The organism is Enterobacter cloacae complex sp. 2021EL-01169 (genome assembly GCF_020733125.1).
Lineage (GTDB): Bacteria > Pseudomonadota > Gammaproteobacteria > Enterobacterales > Enterobacteriaceae > Enterobacter > Enterobacter roggenkampii.
Map to the genome: position 1 here is coordinate 1 of NZ_JAJFTC010000024.1, position 25,257 is coordinate 25,257.

Consider the following 25,257-nt stretch of genomic DNA (forward strand, 5'->3'; position numbering starts at 1 on the left):
GCCCGCACTCCACGCTGAATTATCAGACACCGTCTGAATTTGCAGCGGGCTGGAGAAAGGGTCATTCTGAGAATGAAGATTCCGACGTTACTAACTGAGTGTTGTATCTAATCGTGGGGGCAGGTCAATAGTGGTATCTATGTTGAGGTAGGGGACAGCATCAACACACACTATATAGTCATTGGAAAGTGGAGCGCTTAAAAGGAGTTCATGAAGTTGGTTGACCAGGACATGGGATTCCGTGTCCTTTGCCGATTCATCTTCACTTTCTTCTATATCAGGAATGACAGGATCAGCTGCTTCCTCACCCTCAGATTTAACTATCTGCGTGTCATTATCAATTTCATTATCACTTTCGGCTTTCTTCTCAAAATCGTCGGATGAGCCTTCATTTTTCTTAGAATGTATATCAACATCAATAGAGGCAGAGGAGCGGCCTAAATCATTAACCTTAAGAACAGCCGTCTCAACAGTATCAGTAATTTTAGTTATAACGTCCCGACCGGGCACTGGTCTTCTGTATTCAGTAACTGTTTTTTGCTCGTCAATGTAAATAAAGTCTTTATTGGCATTAACGCTAAAAAGACCCGGCACTGAGTCAGGGATTTTATAGGAATCAAAGATTAAACCAATCCACCTTAGCTTAAGAAGGTTATAGAATTCTAGTTTCCCTATCCCATTTCTAAAGATGTTTGATATTTCGTTTTCCGAATAGATACCCGGAATGAAGTAGTGAACGACACGCTCATCATCATAGGGCTCGACGTAACCACGTTGAACTAGGGATTCTACCAATACGGTCTTACCAGCCTCTCCCTGAGGGAAGTTATATTTATGTAATTCGAAATCATTGAGAACAAAATCAAGGAATGCGTTCTCGTTAAGGTATACCTCACCATTTACGATAATGATGTGCATAGGCTTAGCATTGTAATTGTTGATATTGATACTGGTAAAGTTGTGCTTGATGGTACTAATGGCCCTTGCTGCTGCATCATTAGAACGCAGACCCATGATAGGGTCACGTAAAACATTAAGGTCTGTACCAGTAGAATAGAAATCAGCGGTCCTCACGCATTTAGACAAAAAGTCATTCCCATCAGTATAAACGTTTAGGGCGGTGATCATTTTTGAATAAACACGTTCTTTATTTACCCGATCCAAAAATGCAAGACATACCGGGTTTAGGATTCGCTCAAGGAAAACGCTGGACCAGATATTATGTTGATTATGAATACGCTTTCGCCAGTGGATTTCGTATTCAACCACGTCATTTTCACGTGCCCAGTCAAGAAGACTTTGTGAGCTTGGCGTCCAAATGATCGGACTAGCTAAATTCAGGCTTACAATGTCGAGATCGTAAACCTTTCCGGCATCATGGACTAAACCACAGATAAACGCAGCATAGAGATATACTTTTCTACGGACTACTTCTTCATCTTGATATCCGATTGGTCTCAGTTCTGAGTGATGCGCATTTTTTAAAGAGAGTATGGCCACTTCCAGGCTGTGAGAAAGTAACCCACCAATACCATTATGATGATGATTTTCGGAAGCTGGCAAAAGATGTATCCAGCGAACATATTCAACCAAGGGCTTTAAAACTAAATTAGTAAATGTATATGCATCGTCCCTGATGTCGCTATCGCTGATAGCTAACATCATTGAAATTGAGTGCAGCTTTTCCCGATACAGAGACAGGATTGACTGTTCATTAAATGTCTGTATGCCCGTCGGACGAGTTGGATACTCGATGAATTTCAGGACTTCTGGATTTGGATGATCAGGAACAGTGTACTTCTGATCTCCTAGAATCTGCGCAAAAGGAGAGAGGCTTGATATATCCTCAATCATTACAGAGGTTGCATCATTCTCCTGAGATGAGAATATCCCCAAAATCCGTTTAATACATAAATACAGCGCCCTGAAATTCATCATCATACCTTATCGACGTTTGCCTGACAGTTCGGCTGCAATGTATGCCTGCACACTTTTATATTGCATTACTTTGGTGATGAACTCTGCTGGACTGTATGGCCCATCCTTACGGCGAGAAACATTCAGAGTCTTTTTCACATTCTCAACATATAAATTAATACTCTTTATAATGTTGTGAGACATAACCGGATAGTCGCTTACAGCCAGTAAACCCAATGAGTTGTACTCATACATTGTGTTCATGAGCTGGTTCATCTCGAAGATGTACTTGTAAAACCTCATGGTGTTGTGGTTATTGAAGTTGAGTTGTACTGGTTCAAAACTGAAAGGTACAAACTGAGTTGATGACATGAATGAGTCATTCTTGTCGAACTCAATTGACTTAATATAAGCAACAAGATTTTCTTTCATCTTATTGTTTTCTTCATGCAGCTCGTTGAACCAATCCTGAATAGCCTGAACAAGGTCAGGATGTTTAACTGCATCAACCGTTTTAAAGAGAGAGGAAATAGCGATACTCACATCATCAAAACCTCTGATGACTGCTCCATTTCTGGCAGTTAAAAACCGGTTAAAGTCTGGGGTGCCGGGGTTAATAATAACTTTGGCCATACCCTGGTGCTCTGGTCTACGTTGAGTAGAAGTTTGAGCGTTTACGCCTTGCTTTTTATTTGAACCTTTTACCATTACATCTTTTGGTTCAATGTTAATACGCTCATTGTCCGTGATAATTGCGTCGTTCATTGTGCCACCTTAGTTTTTGAGTATTGACGGATTTTTCGTCCAAGTTCGATATATGCTGAATGATAGAGCTCAAGCATTTCTCTGTAAGGCTCCAGCAATGCTTCCGTTTCAGAAATCATTTCGTATTCCCAGCTGGCATGGTTTACAAAACAGTTCTTAGAATATTTTCCACTTTTCATTGGTTGCACCCGTTTTGACATGTGGCTAGGCGCTCTTGTTTTATAAGGGCTGAACTGATGCCAAGTGATCGTTACTTTTCTGGCATTACCAATTAGCTCAACTTTTGGTGCGTAAGAACCCAGGTACTCCCTCTTTGGAACTTTGCTATGTCGGGTAAGGTTAATCTCTTGGTGGTTTCGTTCCTTCCACTTGATCCAGTATTTTGTAATGAGATCTTCAGCCTCAACACGCAAACCTTCAATCTGAGCACGTAAATTTTTACGTGTTAGCTCTATAGAACTTATAAGATTTGAATTACTCATGACGCCTCCTGATGTGAAATTACTATACCGGAGGAAATTTCCGTTTTTTTTCACGAACAGAAGATTTTTGAATGCTCTTTGATGAGGGAATTGAACAGATGTAATGCACTCGCTGTTTCCCCCATTCGGGAGGGGCCTTCAGAAACAGTAACAGCGAGTTTAGCCTCACTTCCATCGCTACCCCCTAAAGTTACTTTTGACAGAATGACCATTGTGGATTATTGCTTTTGATAATGTGCATTGCTCTATTAAAGTTATACATATATCTAGTGCCACTTTTCCAAAAAAAATGACCCTATGGAACTTTGTCCATAGTGACACTTTTATAAAAAGTGACCCTATGACGACATTACATAGGGTCACTTTTCAAACATAAGTGACCCTATGTGAGGCATTCATAGGGTCACTTTTCTTTGTTTAGTGATCCTATGTAAGCATGAGGTTGATGAAAAGTAAAAATGTCAGTTTATGACGGTCAGTGAAAGACGTCGTTATTCTAATCCAACGTTGGGAGGGGCTGGATTTAGGTTTTTTTTTAATCGCTTCACATTTCGTTAGCATGCGCAGGAATTTTTGATAAAATTCTGGTTAGTTTGGTTAAAAAGTGTTACAAGTAAGCGGTGTGGTTGAAGGGATAGATTTAAGGCTTATTCAAGCCTTAAGAAAATACTAAAAGTTACTTTTCACCCTACCGAACACCTAACAAAAAATCCATGTTGAAGATTTGAACAATTGTAATGGCGCAAGGACAATCAGCACATGTCAGAATCTGATAATTTAACTCGTAGCTTACTCGGTAAACTTTTCCGCACTGAGATTTCGCTTATTCGTAGTTACCGTGCATTTTTAATGTTATTGCCTGTGCATGGATCTTCTGCATATCAAACTGGGACTCCTCTTCTCCAGCGTCGCCTATTTGGGAAAGGATTTAGTACAGCCGCTGATTTAGCTTTTGAAGTGGAAACACGTCCAGGTAGTTTTTTGGTTCCGCGTACACTCGGAAAGGAAATTACATGGGAGAGGTTTTTTTCTGCGGTCTTGGACGGTGATTCCAATGTAATTCGTGAATATGATACAAATGATATTGACTATGGTATTTACGATGCCGGTGAAAAAGTGACTTTTCTGAATGGTACAGTGGATATCTATAATCCCAAGAAGATTCATGAGTTGCGTTCTAAATGTGTTGATATACAGAATGACTACTTTATGCAGGTGTTCTTTATCTCAATGCTCGCACCAGAGTTTGTAAGTATTTTCTTTGGTTTAAAACCAACTACAGCTGATGCTATTAAAGACATTGGTTATTCATCGTTAAAAACAATTAACGATGTCGTTCTTTTCCCACGTACAATTGCTTTCTCACAAGGGCATATTGAAGAGAGTGTTTCACTTAAAACGAAAGTTTTTGCCTGGGCTTATGAATTGTCTGCTGACATCCGGTTAGGAAAAGTTAGTGATGATTTGATGGAACTATTACGTTATGACACTATGTTCACCAGTCACCGTCAGGATGTGTTCAACACTTTAACAAATAAAGTTATGTTAAAGGATTATTGATATGGCAAAGGTCGATCAAACAAAAGCTAATGCTCTATTGCGAGCAGCAAGAACTATGTCGCTTGGGGCAAATAAAAATACAATACGAATTTTGTACGGTAATCATGTTGCTGAAAATATCGATTTTGAGCCTGGTGCAAAAACAAAACTCAAAAAAGGTATCCGGGGCTGGAGCAAACGCACAGATAACCGCCGAGCCTTTTCTGCTGTTATTGATGTCGCAGTTAACTATTTTGGTTTTGATCCAATAAATCCGGAAGCGAGTTTTCGGCAAATTGACTTCAACCGAATAATGAGTGTCCTTCATAATCTGGGATACTTTGTATGCGCACCGGAAGTTAATAAAATAATAGAAATCCTTACTTCTATGAAAGAAATTGAAGAACTAGGTGCCTGCGAAAAATGTAAACGCCCATACATTGTGCCAGTGACAAATGATGCTCATTGTCCACGTTGCAGATTATCTTCAACTGCTTCAGCCATAGAGAGGTATTCTCAAGAAGAATTAGATTAAATTTAAAAAAGATATCGCGAAACTTGCCTTGTCTGAATCTAAATATTGACTTAAGTCAAATTCTGTTGTTTGCTTTACAATCAAATATTAGTTACAACTTAAATATCAACTCTTGACAAGTAAAGATATAATTTGATTTTTCTTTATTCAGTTTTTCTTCGTTCCAAAAATGTGCACCTTTTTTTCTGTTGAAAACGTAAAACTACTTAGGTTCTCAAAACCTTCTATGCATGACGACTTCTTAATCGCTTTCAATTAATATATTTTATATTCTTGTCTAAGTTCGCTTCTTTGATCCTTAGCTATTCCTTTTTTGAAATATAGAAACAGCATTACTTGTGATGATTTTTTTCAGCTCTAAATACACCTGTTTTCAAAGCAATATTTGCTTTTAGATATTCGATAAAACCATGTTTTTGTTACACCGGATTTTTGACAACGTGCAAGATGGATGATCTTTCCATCACCGAGACTATCTTCTTAGTCAGCACTCCTTTTCCGTCCTTTTCAACATAAAAACGACCATGCTATACGAGCTCTAACCTTTTTTTTGTATGCCATCATAACCGCATCAGAAAAGGAGAACGGTCTATGACTCGTATTGCATTAGCGCCTTCAAAGATGGTTTTGCTTATGTCTTTGGTAATTACTGGTGCCCACGCCAGCCCTGAGCAACCCCTAATAAAAGATACGCCCTTTGTATCTGGCCAGGCTTATAAGAAGGGTTTCTTCTGGTATGACGATCCTGCTAAAAAAAGCGAAGCTGAAGAAGAAGAGGTTTTGCCACCAACCGGTGCTGCTAGCTCGCCTTCAAAAGAGGAAATGGTAGATTTAAATTCAAAATGGCTAAAAGAGAATATGCCTCGACTGTTAACGCAGGCAATGGATAACCCTACCGCAGAAAATCTATCACGTTATTACACGGCGCAAAGGTTAATGCTGGATATCAGTACGCGTTTTTCTGACAAATCAAAAGATTATTTTCTTAAAAACCCGATGATGTCTGAAAAACGCAGGCAACCAGTGGAAAAGGTGGCACTGGATGCTCACCGCACTGTTGTTGAAAAAAATCAGCAAACGGTAATGAAAGATATCTTTACTAAGTCAGGTTTATTTTTCTTTTTCCAGAGTACTTGCCAGTTTTGCCACGAAGAAAGCCAAATACTTCAATTTATGCAGAACTATTATTCGGTAGATATTCTTCCAATCAGTATGGATGGAAGGCCATTGCATAATGGCCTTTTTCAGGATTTTAACATCCCCAACGCACAAATTATTGATCAATTTAAAATTCGAGAGGTACCTACAATTTTCCTGGTTTCAAAGGATGGGACATCAGCTCAGCGCATTAGTGAAGGCATGATCTCCGCTGATGAATTAAAGAACACTATTATACTTGCCGCGAAGGGCATGAATCTGATCGATGACGCTTCGTTCCAGTCAACTCTAGATATTAAAAGGCAATATACCATCGGCGATGATGGCGTTATTACCGTTAATAAATCCGAAATGGAATCAGACCCATTCCTACTTCAAAAAATAATGGACCAAAAACTCGAAGGCTATGACATGCCTACGGCCGATCCGGTCAATTATCTCAATGCTGGCGGCAGTTTTGGAGGCACTTATGCGCAGTAATGCCGTTTTCAACTTCAAAAAGTTACTTTTGTCTCTTTCTGTTTGTGCTGCAATTTTAGCCCCGACTGCAAATGCAGACAACGCAATGCGTAACATTTTCAATGGCATGATGACGTCTACCAGCCCGGCCACCTTTTCCACAGCAACCCGTACAGGCATAGTTGGCGGGTCAATGTCTTACCGAACAACAAACGTTAATACCAACCTTGTTTCCATGTCGTTTCCAAAAGCTTCTGTCGGTTGTAACGGTATTGACGTTTTTCTTGGGTCCTTCAGCATGATCAACGGGGACCAGCTTGTGCAGGTGGCCCGTGGTATTGCCCAGGGTGCGGCTATCTATGCTTTTAACGTTGCTGTTTCAGCTATTTGTGCTGACTGTGCTGCAACGATTAATGACATCCAAAACAAACTGCAAGCGCTAAATAAATTTGCGAAAGATTCATGCAATGCAACTTACTCTTTCCTTTCTGAAAACGTGGGTACGCCAAGCCAGTTCGCTAACTCAGTTAGCTCTGGACCAGCCTCAATTCTGGGATCGATTAATGGTCTTATTCCTGATTTTGGCTCATCGATGACAAAGTCACCTGAAGCTGTCACTTCTCAGGTTAAAGCAAAGGATCCCGAAGAGTTCGCTGAAAAATTCAGTGGTAACCTCTTCTATATGTCGTTCATGGATATTGATAAGGGAACGATGAACATCGGAGGGGTAACGGAGTTATCCGGTTATAAACTGGCAGAACAACTTATGTCTCTCGTAGGTACTGTCATTATCAACTGGGATAGCAAAGGCGAAAAAGCGGGAATGGAAGTCCGCCCGTCTACCATGACTGTCACGGATTACATCATGGGGCCACCAGCTGGCGGATCAATTAAAATGCTCAAGTGTTCTCCGGCACCAGATCCATCATCCCCACGAAAGGCTCAGTGCCTTGTCATGTCAGAAGTTAATGACGGTGGTTTTAAGGGATTGAAGGATACCATTTCTGATCTTCTTTTAAACGTACAGAAAAAAATCATCAACGACGTTCGTGTTTCAGATGATGAATTACGCATTATCTCCTATATCGGCATCCCGACCATTATCGACTCTTTGCAAACATTCGAAGCACCGGAAGGGTACGCATACATTCAGGACATCAGCACTATTGCTGCGACGAGCCTCGTAATCAACATGTTGCGCCAGGTTGAGGCCAAAATTTCAACCATGAGCATACCGAGTGAGTCGCTGTCGGGTAAAAGGGATGATCTCAACCGATTAACAGACAATCTCTCAAAACAGGTTAAAGCCGCCTATGAGCTATCGCACAGCCAGGTCGGTACCAGCTCGGACGTCATTTCAACCTGGGATAACCGTCGCCTGCAACGGAAGGCTTTCACTGAAAGTATTCGTGGCACACGTAACTGAGGTCTGACATGGATTACAACATATATACCCTGGGTGATATTGATTTTGTCTGGTCGGCTTTTACCGGTATTGCCCTGATCTTTTCTCAATATACTGGTGTAAAAGAGTTCCTGACCACGGCCGCCGTTGTAGCAGGTGTGAGCCTATTCTATAAAACGTGGCTATGGCTTCAGGCTCCGACCAAAAATGAATTACCGTTTTTCTCCTGGTTTTTGGGGTTGATCCTTTTCATGATGGCAATGGTTCGAGTGGATGTAACTATTGAATCTGTAAAGTCGGGAGAGGTCAGAAACGTCGACGGAATTCCAATTTTTATTGCTGCGATGGCAACCGTCACCACTAACTTAAGCCAGGGTTTGCTGAAGGATTATAAAACAGCGTTTGATCCGCTTTCTCCGGTGGACCTGTCTGCAACAACTCTGGACGATGACATCACCCTCGGTCCGATGATCCGATTCGTGAAGTTTTTGCAATGGGGCGGCGATAGCCAGGGCTACTGTTCCGCATTTCCTGAACCGGCCAGCGGGCTAGGGCCAATGAACGTATGTGCTACCGTTCAGTCTCTTGCATACAACTGCCTGAAGGCTACCCAAAACTCAAGCGCAAATATTGCCGGTAAAGAAACTATTTTTAACGATATTTTCTCAGCTAATCTGGCAGATAGCATGGACCGGATTAATCAGGCGATGAAAGGCGCACTGAAGAATGCCTCTGCCAGTATTGTTGGCGCTAACGGTTCAAAATCTGGTACGTGTGATGAGGTCTGGTCAACTGTGAAACAGGTTACCAGTACAGCTGAAGCTCGCCAGACTATTTCCCTTATAGGACAGACAAACGGCATCCTTACTCCAGACGAAGCAAATGGTGCACCTACCGGCGCAAGCTTTACTGATGTTATGGCGTCAGCAAATGGTATGTACGGTAAGGCTATTGGTTCGTATGACGCCACCCTGAACCTGTTCATTATGAATGAGCTCAGAAATGGCGCAAGCAAATATAAGACCCCACTCGGTCTGGCTTCCGATATGCAGTTGTTTGAGGCTTCTCTGAAGCGAACCAACACAATGGCTTCACAGGGCCAGTTGTGGTTACAACTGTCGGGAGCAGCAATCGCATTCCTTGAAATGTTTGCTTATATGGTTGCTCCATTTGCTTTGCTTATGCTGCTGGCGTTAGGTGGTAATGGTGTTGCCGCTGCGGCGAAATATTTGCAACTTATCCTCTTCGTGAATATGTGGCCGCTTACGGCAGTAATGGTCAACGCGTATGTGAAGAAAGTCGCGACGGCCGACTTGGATACCTGGAGCACCCTCAACAGCCAGAATAATGCCGTCACGTGGATGGGACTCCCAGGGCTTGCGGAAACATACAGTTCATACCTGTCTGTTGCTTCCGCCCTCTATGCTCTGATTCCGGTACTCACATTATTCCTGATGACACAGTCGATTCACCCGATGATGAATGCGGTTAAGGGAGTGACCCCCGATGCGCCGGTGGATACTGGTCATGTAACGCCCAAAGTATGGGATGGCCCTAACAGCGGTAAATCTTCATTTGGTGACGTGACACGAACCGCCTTAACCAGTACCGGTCAGGGATACAGCGATGGCGGCGCAGTTGATTCAAGTAATTTCCGTCTTGGAATGTGGAATGCTGGTTCAAGTATCGCTAACAGCCAGGGACAAGGATCAGCTGTAACCTCATCAGTTATGAGTGCGGCAAGTAATTCATTCCAGGCTGGTTACAGTCAGATGAGCGAAATTGGAAGGTCAGGACAGTCGAGCCAGCAGTTCTCAACCAACCTGCAAACAATGAAGCAGATCTCGGATAAGATTGGTGCCTCTGTAGCAGAAGGTATTGCAACGAAACATGGGGTGAGTGCGTCTCAGATGGCCAGCATTGCTTCAAATGTTATTCTCAACGCTGGGCTTAATGGAGGTGTTGGAACTGGCAATGGAGCCGGGCTGAAAGCGGCTGTAGCAGGGCAATTGAGTAGCGGTGCATCTAAGACCAATACAGGCAGTGACTCGCTTTCAAATGACCTTTCAAAAGCAATCACGAATCAGCTTAGCCAGGATTCTGCGTTAACTGACCAGTTCAGTAAAGCGGCGTCTCAGGTAAGCAGCGATCAGATATCCAATACTAATGCGTTTAAAGAAGCATCGTCGAAAATGAACCAGGCGACACAGACGATGGCGCAAAATATTTCTACATCGGTTTCGACTAACGCAAGCTCCAATAGTGGAATGAGCCTTGATTCTAAACAAAGCATTAACCTGGACAGGTTCTCCGATTCTATTCGCAACAAAAACTTCAGTGATGATGATGTAAGGAATTTTGCTCGTAAGAATGGGCTGGATGAGAATGCGTTTATGGAGAAATTCAACTCCTATAACGATACCTTCAAGGCCAGTAATCAGCTTGGATCGCAGCTTCAACGTACTGACGCGCTTGTGGCTGCAACCCGAGATTTCAGTGAGCAAAAAATTGCGATTGATACCGCCCGGGGAGAGACGGCCGAAAGTAATAAACAGGATCTCCGTGAAACCTCCAGCCTGCTTAAAAGTCTGGTTTCCGACTTCGGTGGTAATGCACAGCAGCTGCTACCTATCACCAATCAGCTCGACAGAATTTCAGGTGACGGGTCAGGAATTAATACTATCACTCAGGCACAGGATAGAACTCCTGACAGCGTAAATACGTCTGGCGTGATGAGTGCGTCACGCGTAGGGGAACTGGGTGGAAGTGTAGATTCGCAGGCTAAACTCGGTCTTTCCTCCAACGCTCAGGACGCGACACAGCATGTCCCTGGAAAAAGTGAAGCTGGCTTTACTCCGTATAACCTTGATAACGCGGGCAAAGGCGATATTCAGGGAATACATAACAACAACGTGGGCCGCACTTATTCTGATGAAGAAAGGAATGTGCTTAATTCTCTCGAAAAGAATGGACCTGTACTGAATAATCAGGGTGTAGAGAAAGTCGTCAATTCGGGTCAGGATGTCAGAAATGCAGAAGGCACATTTAACGATCTGGAAAAGGTTGGAGGTCGGGTGGTTGGTGATGGAATGGATCAACGAGCCACTGCTTTGAACAGTATGTATCAGAGCGGGCAAGTTCGTGGCTTATCTAATAACACTGATAACTACTTTAGTCGTGTTGCCAACAACCCGAACTTAAGCCGGGACGATAAGCGAGCTGAATTGGCACAGCAAGCTGTCTTTACCTATGGTGCCAGCACCATGGCTACCGGTGCCGAAAGAGAGCAGCTCAAAGCGGATACCCAGAAGATCCTTAATGAACTGGGTAACTATAACGTTAACTGGAGTATGAATGACGTTAAGAGCATCCATAGCAGTTTCAACACTCATAACAGAGCTGATGGTTCACTTGAGTCAGTCGTACGGGCAAACCTGGGAGAAGGTGGGTCGGGCGGTGGTCTCGTTGGTAACCGCACTCAGACCGTCACAGATCGCTTGGTTGGGGAAAAGATAGAGGCCAACACTGAGCGGGGCGCGATTTCTGGTGCGCTACTCGGGGGCCAGCAATTTGTTTCGGATACGCTAACCAGCGTTGGGGCGAAACCGGTAAATGAGATGCTTACGGGAGCGGGCATCCTTCAAACCCAGACATCGATAGCAAATGATGCCTCTAACCCTGCAAATATGCCTGATTCTCTCCAGGGTAAAGTCCTTAATCACATGCAGATGTCTGATGGCGTCGCAGCTGTAAGTGACCGGTATCAGAGTATTAGCAGCGACGGCGTTTCGACTTATGCGAATGCAGCGCAGAACTCTGAAAGGGCTATCCGGCAGCAATTGACGGATGACCCACGCTTTGGGCCTCAGAAAGCAGATGAATTCATTCAGTACATGAAGTCAGAGCTGAGCAACACAAATGAGCCTTACCAGTCACGTGTCGATAAAGCGGATCAGTGGCTTAATGAAAATAAAAAATAAGGGAGGTTGAATATAACCTCCTGAAATGACTATCAATAGATTGTAAATTACTGCTAAACAATTAAGGCCGCAAAGTATGTGTTTGCGGCCTTTTTTTCAGAAGTACCGCTCTTGCGGAACATTCAACTGACGGTTTGAATCAGTGAAGACAAAAATCTATCAAACTCTGTATGAGATTCAATAACATAATCAGTAGATGCTTTGTCTCTTATCTGAAAGCAGTCGTCTGCAAAACTATAAGCGAAAAGTGACATGCCATCTTCTCCGATTAACACCTTATCAGTGAGATTTGGGTCAACGTAGATTTCATTGTCTCGTGCTTCAAAGTTGCGTATGTAAATATTTGACCACAATAGATTTTCGTTCTCTGCCTGAACAAGGTTATAAAACGTAAGTCCGTTGTACTCAAAACCATCCATAGCATTAAACACTTGGGCATAATCAAGCCTGGTTTTAATGAGTTTCTGTATATCTATATAGGCGCTCTTTTTGTGATCTGCCCACTCCACTGGAGGCGGATTGCAGATTAAGTCTTTCAAGACTTCCGGGGCTACCGGGCTGGCTAAAGGGTAGTGATCTGCAACCATCAACCTCTTTAAGCTGCTGAGTAGTTGAGTTAAATCTTTCATGAGCGCCTCTTACTTTCCTACCGGGTAGATAACACCGTTCGGCGATGGCCATAGAACTTTGGTGCTTGAATTATACGGTAGATCCTTCGTAATGATGGATTGTGCTTTCGACAGTGCTGAATGGTATGGTGAATTCTGAATAAGTACCAGGTTGTCTATAGCGTTTGTGCCACCATCATCAAGAGGGATCTTGTGGTGAACCTGCCACCCAGAGGGGACCTTGCCTGTTGCAAGTTTCATCAAATCGTTAGGTTCAAACGTAGCCAGGGCATCTGGGTGGTCTGAAAGTGATTTAAGGAAGTTAGGGCGTACAGTATTGTTGAATTGTCCACGGAGAGCTAAATATTCAGCTCTGTCTCGGCGCATGTAGTTCAATTCGCTAACATTCATATCATCGAGCAAAACGTGTGCTTTTTTGTACTTGCCGAGATAACTTGTCAATTCATCCGCAGACCTTGGATTTCGGATAACCAGAAGTGAAGCCGCTGCAACCAGCATACCTGAAGTTGTTTCGTTCAATACCTGGTCATAGCCTTCAACAGCTTCGCCGCCAAGTTGTTCAGCCGTATGTCGAAATCCCTCCACATTTCCATTATAAAGCCCGCCAGCTGCGAGAAGACGACCAGCCGCTTTGGAATTAATGGTTTTTGTTGATTGGGCGTGCTGTGCTGGTGTCGTTGATCGAACGTAATACCCCGGGCGTTTCAACTGACGAGAGATGATATCGCGCAGACGGGTAAAGAGGGACAGGGGCAGGTCATTGCGTAGGTTGCCATTTGATATAACCCCCGGCCCGGCATTGCCGGTTATGTCTTTTCTAAGCAGAACGATCTTACCGTATCTGATGTCGTCAAGCGTATCGCGGTAAGCGAGCCAGGGGCGTTGATGGTGGAACTGGTGATACCGGCTGACAAACTGTGTATATCCCTGCGGTAAATTCCATTCCTGAATAATCCGGTTTGGCAGGGCGGTATCTTCGAGGTCATGTACCGCCGTGGCCGGATGTATGATGTGGGGAATATCCTCAAGGTATATGTCATCCAGTGACTTAGCCTGACAGTGATGCAGCATAATGTCCCTTTCTTGTCGAATTCATATGAGACATTATTGCGTATGGTATAAAACAATCAATCCTAAAGTGGATGGGCGTACGAGATCAGCAGTGACAGGGTAAAAGGAAAGTTACTTTGTTCATCAGCGTCCCATGAGCTGATGGTACCTTGCGTTAAGAGCTGCAAGGTCAGATTCGGTGAGGCCCGTGTAATAATCGGTTTTGTGCAAATGCGGATAACCGGCCGGAAATAATGATTCGTCGTCATCAAGGCAGATAAATGCTTTAACTCGATGTGAAAAGACAAAGTCCTCACACTCGGCAGCCCGCACACCAGTCTGTCCGTGTTTTAAATATACCGAACCGGTTGCACCTATGATTTTGTCTCTATAAGGCACCCGGAACAGAGATTTCAGATAACTTGTATTAGCGCACTCACGCCATGAGCTGGAGATAACAATCACCATGGCAGGGCAGTTATCCAGCAATTTCTCTAACAGTGGCATTCGCTCAAAGGTTTCATTTTTACACCTGTGGCAAACCCCATCGAAATCTAAGAAAAGCACGACATGCGAATCAGGGAGAGGGGCCCATAAACCAGCTGTTGTTTCTTCATGAACACATACTTCTTCATGATGAGGGTTTTTCTGGATCAAGAAAGAAGAGAGAATCTTAAATAAATTTCTTGCAGAAGAAGACAATATATTACTCCTGAGTCAGTGTGAAATATTTGTGGTGGTTTACCCAAGCCACTCGATGATCTTCTGTAATATCGGGTTGTATTTATTTAACAACAGGAGTCGGGTTTTGCTCCGGGACATTTTTAGCTATATGGCCATTGTATCGAGGAGGTTGCTGGGTCCATTGATAAAGCTCACCCATCCCGTTACGCTGCTGGATCCGGCGATTGTACTTTACCATGAAGTTAAATATGTACTTTGCACGTACCTTTGGGGTTTTGCTGTTGTAATCTGCAATCCCTTCAAACACATTGCCCTTGCGATCAACAATTTTTCTATAGAGCCACCATGTTCCAACCCAGAAACTTGCGCAAGCATCGTAAGCCAGAACCCGCCACGTTACCGTCGGGAAATGCTTTTTTATTTCAGGTAGATTGGATGAGTTGATCTGCATTGGGCCAATATCATAAGTGCCGTTAGTATTCCTGCTGAAAGTACCAACCTTACCGCCTTCATTGTCAAACAACGTAAAAACCAGTTCAGCATCAATTCCGAAGTAGCGGGCGGCATCCGTAATGCACTGAGTGTAAATCTCATCAGGAACGGGAATAGGTTTCACATCATCTGCTGGTGGTGTAAACACAACGATTTCTCCACTGAATCTACGTTTTATCTATTCTCCCATATATCTATCGACTTTCTTTCGGCTTTACCCGTTGATTTAAGCGTTTAAGCAAAATTCTGGAATTTTGGGGCGTGATAATATTAGTGCTCGATTTAAGGAGCGGAAATGAAAAAAATTATTAAGGCATCGGTATTACTTCTTTCATTAAGTACCGCCTTCACGATGAATGCCGAGCCGGTTAATACAATGGTACTGCCAGATGCAGCCCGGGATAAGCTCAAAGCCATTGGGCTTTCAATCGAGCACGTCGAACCCTCGCCAGTAAAAGATATTTTTACGGTGATTTCCAGGGAGGGGGTAAGTTACGTGAGCAAAGACGGAGATTACATTTTTACCGGAAGCTTATTCCACGTGAAAGGTAAAGATGTGGTAAACACCACTGAGCAGGCCATTTTAATGGGCGTCCGGGAATTCGCATCCAAAACAAAATCCATCGACTACAAATCACCAAACGAAAAATACCGGCTTGCTATCTTTACCGATATAACCTGTGGATACTGCCAAAAACTGCATCATGATCTGAAGTCTTATCTTGATGCCGGTATTTCGATTAAGTTTCTTGCATTCCCACGTGCAGGACTGAACTCGGTAGTAGCCGGGAACATGGCCAAAATCTGGTGTTCAGCAAAGCCAAACGAAGCTCTGGATGCAGCGATGAATCCGGTTTCAACTATCCCGGAAGGACGTCCTGATGAGGCTTGCTTAAACATTATCAAATCGCATTTCCAGGTGGCCTCAACAATCCCGCTGCAAGGTACTCCTACCATGGTGACACTAAGCGGCAAACCGCAGTTATTTACGGGGTGGCTGAGCCCGGAAAACCTGGTGACCCAAATGGGCGCTGCGCAAAAGTAACTTTTCCGACTGTAAGAGGTGTGTATGAAATCTACTTTACTGAGTACGTTAATGCTGGTTGCTGTAGGTGTACAGCCCGTTTTCGCTGCACAATGTCAGTACGGAGCCTGTGGAACGGAAAACGATCCCGGAATCGGATTTCTGATGTCATCGGTACAAATGGATAAAGGTGAACATCTAAAGGAACTCTCTGGTGTTGCGACCACAGGTGACACCATCTCTAAAAAGATGGAAAGCTACCTGGGAAATAAAAAGCTCAAGGTAAACACCGACAGTACCCGCAAGGGGCCGGGTAATACCACCATCAGGCCTACAGATGAGCTCGCCCCAACGAGGCAACTAAAAGTTATCCGGCCCGAACTGGTAAAAAATCCCGATTCGCAGCTCGTGGTAGCTTTCAATGAGCGCCTGGCCTGATTTATTGACTGAGAGCGTCCAGAAGGAAAAAAGATGTCGATACTCAGTAGCTTCGTCATCAGAGCAACGGGGATACCTGACAAAAAGTATCTCCGGGATCCCGTAATAAAACGTTGTTATAAACGTCTGAGTCGTAGGGTGCCTGCTCTAATGACGGGGTGGCTTCTGTGCATTCTGGGTTCAGGGTATGTCAGTATGGCACTGGAACAGCCTGATAGCACTGTATTACTCAGTCTGCTGCTGTTGTATGTTATGTCAGGCATTTTACTGATGCAGTTCCAGTATATGTATTCAGAGCGAAGCATAGGCTACAAGTTCTACCTGGAAGTGCTTATGAATGCAGCTGCCAGTACTCAACATAAAGAACAGTTACAGTATCTGTTCATTAATAAGCCCAATTCCATCACGATGGGCGATCTTTACCGACTTTATGATTTTAATGGGGGAGGGCGATAGCCACGTTAATGTGCGTGTCCAAAAGTCACTTTTGAACATTCTCTTCCCGCCGTCTGCTTTCAGTTCCAGGGGATCACTGCAACATAATTTCCGGAACGCAGCGGCGCATCAAATTTATCAGTAAAGGCGTCGATCATTGCTGAATAAGCAATGCTGTCTGACGGCACAGGTGCATTGCTTTGCATACTCACTTTCAGAACCTGCTTTGCTCCTTTCGCTGACGGGTATACCTCGACATCCAGCTGTCGCATATAGTGCATCTGCGACATCGTCTCAGTGCCTATTACCCCATCGACTGGCTTGTAGTCATAGTCAGTATGCAATTCGCCATGCTTGTCAGTTCTCGTTGTCTTTTTATCTACAACGTAGCCTGTCACCCCAGTAAGAAGCTGCTCGCTATACTGCATGTTCTCCTGTGAGCTGCTGATTCGGAACCTGAGCACATAATCTGGCTGGTGAGTGGAAATAATGACTCCTTTTTTTGCTAATCCATCAGCAAAACGGCCTGAAAACATTCTGGACTGAATACTTTCGTCCGGAGGGACTATCTGAAACCTTTTATTTGTAACAGGACGAGGCATTAGATCGTACGCATCTACCTGGTTTGCGAAATGATATCCGCATCCACTCAAAAGCATTGCGGTTGTGAGTATAAAGCCCTGCCTAATCATCCTTTAATCTCCAAAAAGCATTGTTTCACGAATAATTCCGATTTACCGGGCCAGTATAATCCATCGCAGGTTAATAACTAACAGGCTGAAAAGCATAAAGGTAGCTATGTCTAAAGAATTTTATTTAAAACCGATGGCCACGATTTTAATTTCTGCGGTTATTGCTACCGCTGCCTCGGCGTTAATCACGGCAACTTATTTTAAACCGAAGGTGCTCAGTGAGGAAGAAATTGGCAAAATTGCCGCTACTTACCTGGTAAAAAATCCCCATTATTTAGTGGAAGCAGGTAAGGCGCTGGAAAATCAGAACGTGAGTGCCTCAGTGGAACGAATAATTCCATATGCGCCAGCTCTGCTGGATACCAAGGAGACGCCAAACATCGGCCCTGATGACGCCGACGTCGCGGTAATCGAGTTCTTCGACTATCAGTGTATTTACTGCATGCGGGTTACACCTGTTGTTGAATCGGTAATGAATCAGAGCAAAGATGTAAAATTCTTCTTTAAAGAATTCCCGATTTTTGCCGGTTCAAAACCTGTATCTGCCATGGGGGCCGCTACGGGTCTGCACGTCTATCAGAATTTCGGTGCTGAAGCCTATCGTAAGTACCACAACAACCTGATGGCTGTGGCTCATACCTTCATGACCTCTCAACGCAAATTCGAACTCACTGACTTTAATACTGTGGTGGAAAAGTCAGGGTTTAACAGCACGTTTTCTGACAGGGAAAAAAACCGGTATGAAAACGTGATCTCCGGCAATATGCAGCTGGGCGAAGCGCTCGGGATCACCGGCACACCCGGTTTCATCATTATGAATATGAAAAAGCCGAATGCGGCGACTACCACATTTATCCCCGGGGCTATGGACGCAGCAACTTTGCAGGGCGCAATCGAAAAAGCTCGCGGGGCCTAAAGTTACTTTCACATTTGATGAGTACGGCCATGCCGGTCATGGCCGCTACGCTTTTACAACGAGTAATTCATCCCAGCGGGTCGTATATCTCGGTGATAGCATGGCCTGCTTCATACGAAAATCCTGTTGAATGCCTTCCCCCAGTAAAAACAGAGCTCCGCGCTTTTCTTTATTGAACCGGTCCATAACTTTCATCAGTGCCTGACTGCCAGGCCTGGCCGGGCGAGTATCAAACAGGCTGAGTTGCTCTGTGCCGTCAGTCATAGCGGAGAGCATTACCCCTGCTTTCGCATACGCTATCCCGGGTCTGTAAATGCGGTTCAGGATGGTCATGGCTGCATCAACCAGATCGCGGGTGTCCTGTGTAGCGGTAAGCGGCTCGATACCACAATTGCTGTAGCGGTTTTCACCTTGCGCATAATTGCTACTCTGAATGAAGACTGTGATTTGACGGGTCCACGAGCCATCCTTGCGCAGCTGCTCTGCCGCCCGGGCGGTAAAAAATGAAACTGCCTCATGTAGCTTGCCTATCTCATTAAGGCGCTGACCAAAACTTCTGGAAACGATAATCTGTTGCCTGACAGGAGGAGACTCGTGCAGCCGGAAACATGGTTCGCCATGCAGTTCCCGCCAGGTACGCTCGATTTCAACGCCAAAGCTTTTACGTAAAAAGCGAACGTCGCTATTATAAAAATCACCGGCAGTGATGATCCCGAAAGCCGACAGGCGTTCACTAATCTTTCGACCAATACCCCATATTTCTCTGGTACTGATCAGGCTCAGGAGCTTCCTGATCCTGGCCTGATCAGTCAAAACTACAACCCCGCCTGTAGCTGCCCATCGTTTGCTCGCATAGGTGCATAATTTAGCGAGGGTTTTGGTGCTTGAACAACCCACACCACAGGTAAGGGACAGATTATGAAGAAGTGTACTTCTGATCAACCGGCCGTAATCTTCATAATCTATTATCTTGTTCATGTTTTTCAATAACATGAAATTTTCATCTATGCTATATCGACTCGATTGAGGCGCGAAGCTTTCCAGCGTTTCATGGAAGCGATTTGAGTAGTCTTCATACAAAGTAAAGTTAGAGCTCCGGACTTCGATCCGGTGTTGCTGAATCAAATCCCTGCACTTAAAAATTGGGGTCCCACGCTTAATACCAACGCTTTTAGCCAGTTTATTCATTGCAATGACGGACGAATCGTTATTGCTGGCTATGATGAGCGGCTTTTTTGACAGCTTGGGATCCATCGCACACTCAAATGCCGCATAGGCTCCGTTAATATCAACGTGCATGTACATGGCTGAACTGATTCAGTGCAAAGGTGACGACGCCCCATATCTCAAGGGATTCAGGATTTACACGTATCGGCTTATAGGCTGGATTAGAAGGCATCAAAAGCAGCTCAGGATACGTGTGTAAGATCTTTACCGTAAACTCTCCATCCACCAGCGCAACGACGATAGAGCCGTGTCGTGCTGTTAAAGACCGATCCACAACCAGTATTGCTCCATCATTGATACCGGCATTGATCATACTGAGGCCCGCCGCCCTGACAAAGAAGGTTGAGGGGCGGTTGCGGACTACATATTCATGCAAATTTAATTCATTATCTTCATGCCCGGCGCACGGACTCATCACTCCACAGCTTAGTAAATCACTGAAAAAAGGTGCCATTTCGTAAGGCTTGTTGCTAATGTGCTCAAGGATAACAGACATAGCTACACTCGAATTCTTGTACTGTATGTATAAACAGTATTGCGAGTTGAAGAGAAAAGATCAAATCTCTCCGGTAACGCTATCAAGCCTGACGAAAAATTAAGCTTTATCATAAACATCAAAAACCATCTTTTACCGATAATGGCGAGCTGGCCTACGAAGAAGGTATACAAGCTAGGATGAAAGGATTCTGATGCTCCTCCCACCAAATTTTTTATCTCCTGAAGACCAGGCTGAGTACGATGCTTATATGGCAAGGTTCAGCGAGGTAAATCACTATTATGAGCATTGCACTGTCCCCGTGATTGACTGGTTTTTTAAACAAGCAACCGAGGCGCTGCATCATGGTCTATGGTTACCGGCCTGTACGAGCTTTCTGAATGGGATCGAAACATCACTCAGGGTTACGCTGAAGTTGAAATCAACTGTTAACGTTCAGCAGTCAGTTCCTGTACTGGTGGACTTAGATGGTACGTCAGTAATGAGTAACGCTTTAATGCGAAAGGCTAAGCAGGAAGGGATGCCGATAGAATTACTGTCATTTCCAGCCGAGAAGAATATGTTGGCAAAGATAGACGCTGGTAAAAAACCTGAAGCAGATATCGTCAGGCTTAGAAATAGTCTATGCCATGGCAACATTCTGGAGTTCATTATGAGTGTTAAAGTCGGTTCTCCAGATCCCATACGAATTTTTACTCCTGGTAACTGCTGTGGTTTAGCGCTTTTACTTTCGGCCTTATCGAAGAAATGGACGGTAGGCTTGCATCAATACTGGATCGACAACAATCTGACGTCCTGCTGAAACCTCATAAATCATGCCTACTAAAGTCACGTGCAAAAAAACGTTGTAGCATGATATGTTTAAAGTCAAAACAGTGGGTTCTATGTTTTGACGGCAAACATGATATAACTAATACTTCATAAGTAGATATCAATAGTCATAATGGAGTGAACTATGAAATTAAAAAATATTCTGCTGTGTGCGATGATGTCAGTCGCTTTTGGCTCCTCTGCTAATACTACACATAAAGTTGAAAACGAACCTATCCCAAACATTATTCTTGATGGTAAGGTTGATGATATTTGTAAAGATGCAAGCATCCGAACTGAACTTAATCATGATAAAGCAAAGGAACTGGTAACCACCAACCTGAAGCAGGCATTACCATTAAATACGGTACCGGATAAGTTGGATGAAGTTGCAGAAGCCTTTGTAAACCGCGACAAAGGCGCTTCAGAAACAGCAGACCATTGCCTTGTTAATGTACGTAATAAATACTGGGAAATGTATCCCTCTGAAGATAAGTAGCATTTATTATTAAAGGCTTCACTTAAGAAGCCTTTTTTAACCCTTTGCGAAACCTGCTTTAAAAGCAATGCGCTATTCATATCTAAGAATCTATTTAATTAATGAATAATAGTGGACGGATTCATTTCTAGTGAATGCCGAAGTTGGTGTTTTTTGAGTTATTAGACGGTAAGTGCAATCTGGTATGATTCACCTAACATACGAATCTGGAAGGAAAGGTATATGGGTGACCTGGTCAGCAAAAATAACATTGACCGTTTAGAGCGATTTCATTCTTTGCTGGCGGGTCAGTACTGGACGTCCACTGACAGCATCCCTGAAGAGGGTATTGTGGCAGGGGATACGCTGCTCATTACGTCTTTGCGTTACGTTGAAGATAAGCTGCACACAGTGATTCTACGCGCCCATCCCCGCGTTTACGGTCAGACTGTAGCTATTGTCACTGAAGACAGCAGCGGCAACCGTAGGGAACGTGGCAAAGAAATGCGAGAGCATCGCTTCCTGGTTAAGGATTTTCTGTCCAGTTTTGTATTTGAACCCGACCATAAGGTAATCCGGGATGCTGAACTCAGACAAGCTCAGGAAGAAGTGAATAGCCTACAGGCATCGCTTACAGCCCTCGTGAGCGATGCTCAGGGGCTCCGTGACCTTGCGATTGAGCAATTAGGTACAGATGACCGTGAAAACCCTGTGACGGGCCTTAGCGTTGCGTTAGTGCCCCCACAAGAGCAGCAGGCGGTAACCTCACTGGCGATTGGATCAGTTCAAAATGCTCTGTCCTCTGGTATTTCAGATACCCGCATTGAACAAATCAGAGAAGCGGCCTTAAAAGAAGGGCAGATCAGCACAGCCATCAGCAAAATCATCACACAACGAACGCAGGCAATCGCTAATGCCAGCAAAAGAATGCTGCCCTATTTCGAGGAAGTTGCAGCGGCAAGTCTGGCCACTACAGAAGAAGCCATGGAATATGTGAAGAAAATCCACGATGGCGTTGGCAGTCTGGAACTGTATACCGGCAAAGACGTTGAGGTAGTGAATATCGTGAAGGGTGAATCCGCTCCATCACACCTCCCGCTCCAGGTCGTTCAGGCAAAGCTGATGGTGGATGAAGAGCTGGCCGTATGGTGCGATCTCGATAGCTGGTTCGACTTCTCTGATATGGAAAAATTTCATGAAACTTTACGAACCAGCCCCGGGCTGGTGGAGCAGATTTTTCCGTCCGAACGTTCCATCGTATGTATGGCCACAACACGACGTTATATCGATTACCGCGATCCCTGGGAAAATCATGTCCGCAATGACAGGAACCGGGTTGTATTCCTTCTGGTCCGGGACGGTCAAAATATTCATCAGGTTTACTCTTCGGTAGAAAGCCATCTTGGGGCTTCGCAGCTATTCCCTTCCGCCAGCGAACAGGAAGCACATTTCCAGGGGATTGATGGCAGCACCATAAAGTTTGAGGACGTCAGTTATACCGACCGACTGAAGCAGCATGATCTTATGGCACTTCACTACCGTCGTTTCCTGATCCTTATCTGCGGCCTCGATCACCGGCTCAAACTATTTGGTGATTTCTATGATACCAATACCCCTTACAGTTTTCTGAGCCTTGAGTTCCAGGAACGGTACTTCCAATTTCTGCACGACAAAGACGGTTCTGGCCTTTTGGGTATGGCTGAGACACGGCCGTCTCTGCAAAGTTATCTTGAACAGGCAAACTCATGCCTTCAGTCCGGATCCCGGGTAATGTGCAACTGGGATTCGTTGATGAACCCAGTGACAGCACCAGGAGCAGTTCAGGAAGACAACAGCTACTCTGGCTATAAATGGCTTGGGAGAACCCATAAAAACTATGAGCCGGTTATTGCATTCCGTCAGGGAGACGATATCTGTGTCAACGCAACAGTAAACAGATACTCAACGGATCGAGATTTCAATTGTAAGGTGAATTTGTCTTTATTTAAGGAGTCCAGCAGGAATGATGCTGAACTGGGTTTCCTGTGCATGGATACCATTAAAGCGGAGGAGCTCGAATGGTACATTCACAGACGTAAATTCAGGTCTAATCACCTGTTTTACATTCGCTTCTTCAAGATGGCTTTAAATTATATTCGTGCCGAGCGTGAGGCAGAAGAACCTTACCGGCAGATGCTGAGCCAGGCTCTGGCCGATGGAAATATTGGCCAGCCTAATCTGAGATCAGAGTTGATAGATCGATGCATTGTAGCCTGGCGAGCTGATAACAGGGGGGCGACGCTGGAAGCTGCCATGAGTACAGAGAAGGGCTCCAAAGAGCTCCTGAACCAGCTCTATATGCTCGCTGATGTGGGGCTCAAACATCTTCCCGGGGTTCGTAATTTTATTAGCAGCAAAGGCTATGAGCTGGTCAGGTTATCGGTAAATGCTTCAGGGAAACTTGTTGCATATGCCGCACCAGCAAATTTTGAATGCGACAACCGGATGGAAGGGCATGCCTGGGTTCATCGAATGGTACTTGCTACATCCCGAAATGTCTTAAACGTCACTCATCAACGTTTTGCGAAAATGAAACACTTCTTACCAGCTGAAAACACCCTGTTCGAAGATGAACAGCTGGTGGCCACATGGTCGGGCAAAAAGACTGCTTTCAAAAGCTTCGAAGAGAAGCAGCGTTATTTTGATACATGCTCCCGTGGCGCTCAGGCTCTTAAGCAGTTTTTAAAGCTGAACGATCCGGTGATTTACACCAATCTGCTTGGCCAGTGGATTGAGGCCTATGAAAGTATCAATGAAACCAGTGAGTACGTACAGCAAGTAAGCCTAATGGCTCCTGTTGCGGTCAAGAGCGAAAAAGGTAAAGCCAGCCTCATCTATATTGGCACTAAAGACCTGGCCGACTGGTTTTATCAGAAAGCGCCGACACCCGAGTTGCAGGCGCTGTTCCTTGAGGAATACCTGTCCAAATTTGAAAATAAAGAGGTCAATAAAGAAAAGCTACTTTCACGCAGAAATACCGCTCTGTCTCTCAGTTTTTACACCATGGACAACGGGGAAGTACCAGATGAAATCCTCGTCACCAAATCAGTTGATAATGCCAGACGGTGGTATTCAGGAATGTTCACAAGCATGCCAACGATGTTAAATGACCAGTGGTCCTGCCATGTTGCGCATTTTTCCCGTAACGGAAAACTCTATTTGACGCCTGATCTGGTCACTGATGAAGGGGAACCTGGTTTTGATGAAATACTCGGGTATCCGCGCCCGGAGGGGCTGGTACCGGTAACCGTGTGTGAGTTTGAAATTGACCACTTTAACCGACGTGGCATTGATGCGAATGGTGATAAGGTGAATATTACACAGTGGGTCGATATTTATCAGGGTGAGCGTGAGGTTACGGAACTGCTGGGGCCTATTTCTGAAGAAGGGGTGAACATCAAAACCTACAGGATGGACACTCTTGAGCAGGCGATGAAAAACATCTCCCGGGGCTCGACGCGCCTCAGACCGTCAACGGAGAATAGCGAGTGGCAACAGCCAGCAGAAGGTGTGAGCCGCTATGTACTTCGGTCATGGTAAAACGCGGGGGCAGGTGCATCAAAACATCAAACAAAAAGCCATTACAGGCTCAAAGACCCCTTATCGC

21 protein-coding genes and 1 pseudogene are annotated in these 25,257 nt (G+C 44.5%); 12 read left to right on the forward strand and 10 right to left on the reverse strand.

Going from position 1 to position 25,257, the window contains the following annotated elements; all coding sequences use genetic code 11:
* Window positions 1-105 precede the first annotated feature (105 nt).
* From mobH to mobI, 3 genes and pseudogenes are all read right to left on the reverse strand, one after another.
* A pseudogene (gene mobH / locus LLF79_RS25330) lies at window positions 106-1,935 on the reverse strand (MobH family relaxase); the annotation flags it as partial.
* Between the two features lie 9 nt (window positions 1,936-1,944).
* Window positions 1,945-2,682, reverse strand: coding sequence for a hypothetical protein (locus tag LLF79_RS25335; RefSeq protein ID WP_000995978.1), 738 nt, complete (start codon window positions 2,680-2,682; stop codon window positions 1,945-1,947).
* A complete protein-coding gene (mobI, locus tag LLF79_RS25340) occupies window positions 2,679-3,164 on the reverse strand; it encodes a conjugative transfer protein MobI(A/C) (RefSeq protein WP_000071885.1) in 486 nt (161 codons plus the stop codon). Before mobI ends, LLF79_RS25335 begins: the two co-directional genes overlap by 4 nt.
* A 759-nt stretch (window positions 3,165-3,923) precedes the next feature.
* Here mobI and LLF79_RS25345 point away from each other — a divergent pair.
* From LLF79_RS25345 to LLF79_RS25365, 5 genes are all read left to right on the forward strand, one after another.
* Complete coding sequence (locus LLF79_RS25345) at window positions 3,924-4,724, forward strand: hypothetical protein (protein ID WP_000004208.1); 801 nt, start codon at window positions 3,924-3,926, stop codon at window positions 4,722-4,724.
* Between the two features lies 1 nt (window position 4,725).
* Complete coding sequence (locus LLF79_RS25350) at window positions 4,726-5,238, forward strand: hypothetical protein (RefSeq protein WP_001140952.1); 513 nt, start codon at window positions 4,726-4,728, stop codon at window positions 5,236-5,238.
* 591 nt (window positions 5,239-5,829) lie between these two features.
* A complete protein-coding gene (locus tag LLF79_RS25355) occupies window positions 5,830-6,876 on the forward strand; it encodes a thioredoxin family protein (RefSeq protein WP_000196727.1) in 1,047 nt (348 codons plus the stop codon).
* Complete coding sequence (gene trhH / locus LLF79_RS25360) at window positions 6,866-8,281, forward strand: IncHI-type conjugal transfer protein TrhH (RefSeq protein WP_001257292.1); 1,416 nt, start codon at window positions 6,866-6,868, stop codon at window positions 8,279-8,281. Before LLF79_RS25355 ends, trhH begins: the two co-directional genes overlap by 11 nt.
* Before the next feature lie 8 nt (window positions 8,282-8,289).
* Window positions 8,290-12,240, forward strand: a complete 3,951-nt coding sequence (locus LLF79_RS25365) for a conjugal transfer protein TraG N-terminal domain-containing protein (protein WP_000386160.1) — start codon at window positions 8,290-8,292, stop codon at window positions 12,238-12,240.
* 122 nt (window positions 12,241-12,362) lie between these two features.
* On the opposite strand, the gene LLF79_RS25370 is transcribed toward LLF79_RS25365, so the two are convergent.
* The 4 genes from LLF79_RS25370 to LLF79_RS25385 all read right to left on the reverse strand — a co-directional run bounded on the left by LLF79_RS25370 (window position 12,363) and on the right by LLF79_RS25385 (window position 15,243).
* Window positions 12,363-12,869: a YrhA family protein gene (locus LLF79_RS25370; protein ID WP_000654195.1), complete on the reverse strand. Its 507-nt coding sequence runs from the start codon at window positions 12,867-12,869 to the stop codon at window positions 12,363-12,365.
* A gap of 9 nt (window positions 12,870-12,878) precedes the next feature.
* Window positions 12,879-13,940 (reverse strand): HNH endonuclease signature motif containing protein, encoded by a 1,062-nt coding sequence (locus LLF79_RS25375; protein ID WP_000902297.1) that lies wholly within the window; start codon window positions 13,938-13,940, stop codon window positions 12,879-12,881.
* A 123-nt stretch (window positions 13,941-14,063) separates the two neighbouring features.
* Window positions 14,064-14,621, reverse strand: a complete 558-nt coding sequence (locus LLF79_RS25380) for an HAD domain-containing protein (protein WP_001371950.1) — start codon at window positions 14,619-14,621, stop codon at window positions 14,064-14,066.
* An 82-nt stretch (window positions 14,622-14,703) separates the two neighbouring features.
* Window positions 14,704-15,243 carry a lytic transglycosylase domain-containing protein gene (locus LLF79_RS25385; RefSeq protein WP_000494968.1) on the reverse strand — a complete coding sequence of 180 codons (540 nt, stop codon included), beginning with the start codon at window positions 15,241-15,243 and terminating at the stop codon, window positions 14,704-14,706.
* A gap of 147 nt (window positions 15,244-15,390) precedes the next feature.
* Here LLF79_RS25385 and LLF79_RS25390 point away from each other — a divergent pair, with 147 nt between their 5' ends.
* The 3 genes from LLF79_RS25390 (at window position 15,391) to LLF79_RS25400 (ending at window position 17,013) form a co-directional block, all read left to right on the forward strand.
* Complete coding sequence (locus tag LLF79_RS25390; protein ID WP_000720274.1) at window positions 15,391-16,140, forward strand: thioredoxin fold domain-containing protein; 750 nt, start codon at window positions 15,391-15,393, stop codon at window positions 16,138-16,140.
* Window positions 16,141-16,164: 24 nt separating this feature from the next.
* Complete coding sequence (locus LLF79_RS25395; RefSeq protein WP_000843243.1) at window positions 16,165-16,557, forward strand: hypothetical protein; 393 nt, start codon at window positions 16,165-16,167, stop codon at window positions 16,555-16,557.
* 195 nt (window positions 16,558-16,752) lie between these two features.
* Window positions 16,753-17,013, forward strand: a complete 261-nt coding sequence (locus LLF79_RS25400; RefSeq protein ID WP_001439466.1) for a hypothetical protein — start codon at window positions 16,753-16,755, stop codon at window positions 17,011-17,013.
* 59 nt (window positions 17,014-17,072) lie between these two features.
* Here the strand turns inward: LLF79_RS25400 and LLF79_RS25405 are convergent, their stop codons facing one another.
* Window positions 17,073-17,420, reverse strand: coding sequence for a hypothetical protein (locus tag LLF79_RS25405; RefSeq protein ID WP_121343843.1), 348 nt, complete (start codon window positions 17,418-17,420; stop codon window positions 17,073-17,075).
* Between the two features lie 370 nt (window positions 17,421-17,790).
* Between LLF79_RS25405 and LLF79_RS25410 the strand changes: the two genes are divergently transcribed.
* Window positions 17,791-18,600: a DsbA family protein gene (locus tag LLF79_RS25410; RefSeq protein ID WP_000031378.1), complete on the forward strand. Its 810-nt coding sequence runs from the start codon at window positions 17,791-17,793 to the stop codon at window positions 18,598-18,600.
* A gap of 45 nt (window positions 18,601-18,645) precedes the next feature.
* Here LLF79_RS25410 and umuC read toward each other — a convergent pair whose 3' ends face one another.
* Both umuC and umuD read right to left on the reverse strand, forming a co-directional pair.
* Window positions 18,646-19,899, reverse strand: a complete 1,254-nt coding sequence (gene umuC / locus LLF79_RS25415) for a translesion error-prone DNA polymerase V subunit UmuC (RefSeq protein ID WP_001371894.1) — start codon at window positions 19,897-19,899, stop codon at window positions 18,646-18,648.
* On the reverse strand, window positions 19,889-20,323 hold the full coding sequence (gene umuD / locus LLF79_RS25420) for a translesion error-prone DNA polymerase V autoproteolytic subunit (protein WP_000111290.1): 435 nt from the start codon (window positions 20,321-20,323) through the stop codon (window positions 19,889-19,891). Before umuD ends, umuC begins: the two co-directional genes overlap by 11 nt.
* A gap of 193 nt (window positions 20,324-20,516) precedes the next feature.
* Here umuD and LLF79_RS25425 point away from each other — a divergent pair, with 193 nt between their 5' ends.
* From LLF79_RS25425 to LLF79_RS25435, 3 genes are all read left to right on the forward strand, one after another.
* Window positions 20,517-21,125: a hypothetical protein gene (locus LLF79_RS25425; RefSeq protein ID WP_000926374.1), complete on the forward strand. Its 609-nt coding sequence runs from the start codon at window positions 20,517-20,519 to the stop codon at window positions 21,123-21,125.
* A gap of 153 nt (window positions 21,126-21,278) precedes the next feature.
* Window positions 21,279-21,632: a hypothetical protein gene (locus LLF79_RS25430; protein WP_000769182.1), complete on the forward strand. Its 354-nt coding sequence runs from the start codon at window positions 21,279-21,281 to the stop codon at window positions 21,630-21,632.
* Window positions 21,633-21,854: 222 nt separating this feature from the next.
* A complete protein-coding gene (locus tag LLF79_RS25435; RefSeq protein WP_000502666.1) occupies window positions 21,855-25,190 on the forward strand; it encodes a hypothetical protein in 3,336 nt (1,111 codons plus the stop codon).
* The last annotated feature ends 67 nt before the right edge of the window (window positions 25,191-25,257 follow it).

Bases quoted from the DNA above. Each gene is read 5' to 3' on its own strand.
- LLF79_RS25355 (WP_000196727.1), top strand. From the start codon at position 5,830: ATGACTCGTATTGCATTAGCGCCTTCAAAGATGGTTTTGCTTATGTCT.
- LLF79_RS25370 (WP_000654195.1), bottom strand. From the start codon at position 12,869: ATGAAAGATTTAACTCAACTACTCAGCAGCTTAAAGAGGTTGATGGTT.
- LLF79_RS25390 (WP_000720274.1), top strand. From the start codon at position 15,391: ATGAAAAAAATTATTAAGGCATCGGTATTACTTCTTTCATTAAGTACC.
- LLF79_RS25345 (WP_000004208.1), top strand. From the start codon at position 3,924: ATGTCAGAATCTGATAATTTAACTCGTAGCTTACTCGGTAAACTTTTC.
- LLF79_RS25350 (WP_001140952.1), top strand. From the start codon at position 4,726: ATGGCAAAGGTCGATCAAACAAAAGCTAATGCTCTATTGCGAGCAGCA.
- LLF79_RS25435 (WP_000502666.1), top strand. From the start codon at position 21,855: ATGGGTGACCTGGTCAGCAAAAATAACATTGACCGTTTAGAGCGATTT.
- mobI (WP_000071885.1), bottom strand. From the start codon at position 3,164: ATGAGTAATTCAAATCTTATAAGTTCTATAGAGCTAACACGTAAAAAT.
- LLF79_RS25365 (WP_000386160.1), top strand. From the start codon at position 8,290: ATGGATTACAACATATATACCCTGGGTGATATTGATTTTGTCTGGTCG.
- LLF79_RS25405 (WP_121343843.1), bottom strand. From the start codon at position 17,420: ATGCAGTATAGCGAGCAGCTTCTTACTGGGGTGACAGGCTACGTTGTA.
- LLF79_RS25425 (WP_000926374.1), top strand. From the start codon at position 20,517: ATGCTCCTCCCACCAAATTTTTTATCTCCTGAAGACCAGGCTGAGTAC.
- trhH (WP_001257292.1), top strand. From the start codon at position 6,866: ATGCGCAGTAATGCCGTTTTCAACTTCAAAAAGTTACTTTTGTCTCTT.
- LLF79_RS25430 (WP_000769182.1), top strand. From the start codon at position 21,279: ATGAAATTAAAAAATATTCTGCTGTGTGCGATGATGTCAGTCGCTTTT.
- LLF79_RS25335 (WP_000995978.1), bottom strand. From the start codon at position 2,682: ATGAACGACGCAATTATCACGGACAATGAGCGTATTAACATTGAACCA.
- LLF79_RS25410 (WP_000031378.1), top strand. From the start codon at position 17,791: ATGTCTAAAGAATTTTATTTAAAACCGATGGCCACGATTTTAATTTCT.
- LLF79_RS25395 (WP_000843243.1), top strand. From the start codon at position 16,165: ATGAAATCTACTTTACTGAGTACGTTAATGCTGGTTGCTGTAGGTGTA.
- umuD (WP_000111290.1), bottom strand. From the start codon at position 20,323: ATGTCTGTTATCCTTGAGCACATTAGCAACAAGCCTTACGAAATGGCA.
- umuC (WP_001371894.1), bottom strand. From the start codon at position 19,899: ATGCACGTTGATATTAACGGAGCCTATGCGGCATTTGAGTGTGCGATG.
- LLF79_RS25375 (WP_000902297.1), bottom strand. From the start codon at position 13,940: ATGCTGCATCACTGTCAGGCTAAGTCACTGGATGACATATACCTTGAG.
- LLF79_RS25400 (WP_001439466.1), top strand. From the start codon at position 16,753: ATGGCACTGGAACAGCCTGATAGCACTGTATTACTCAGTCTGCTGCTG.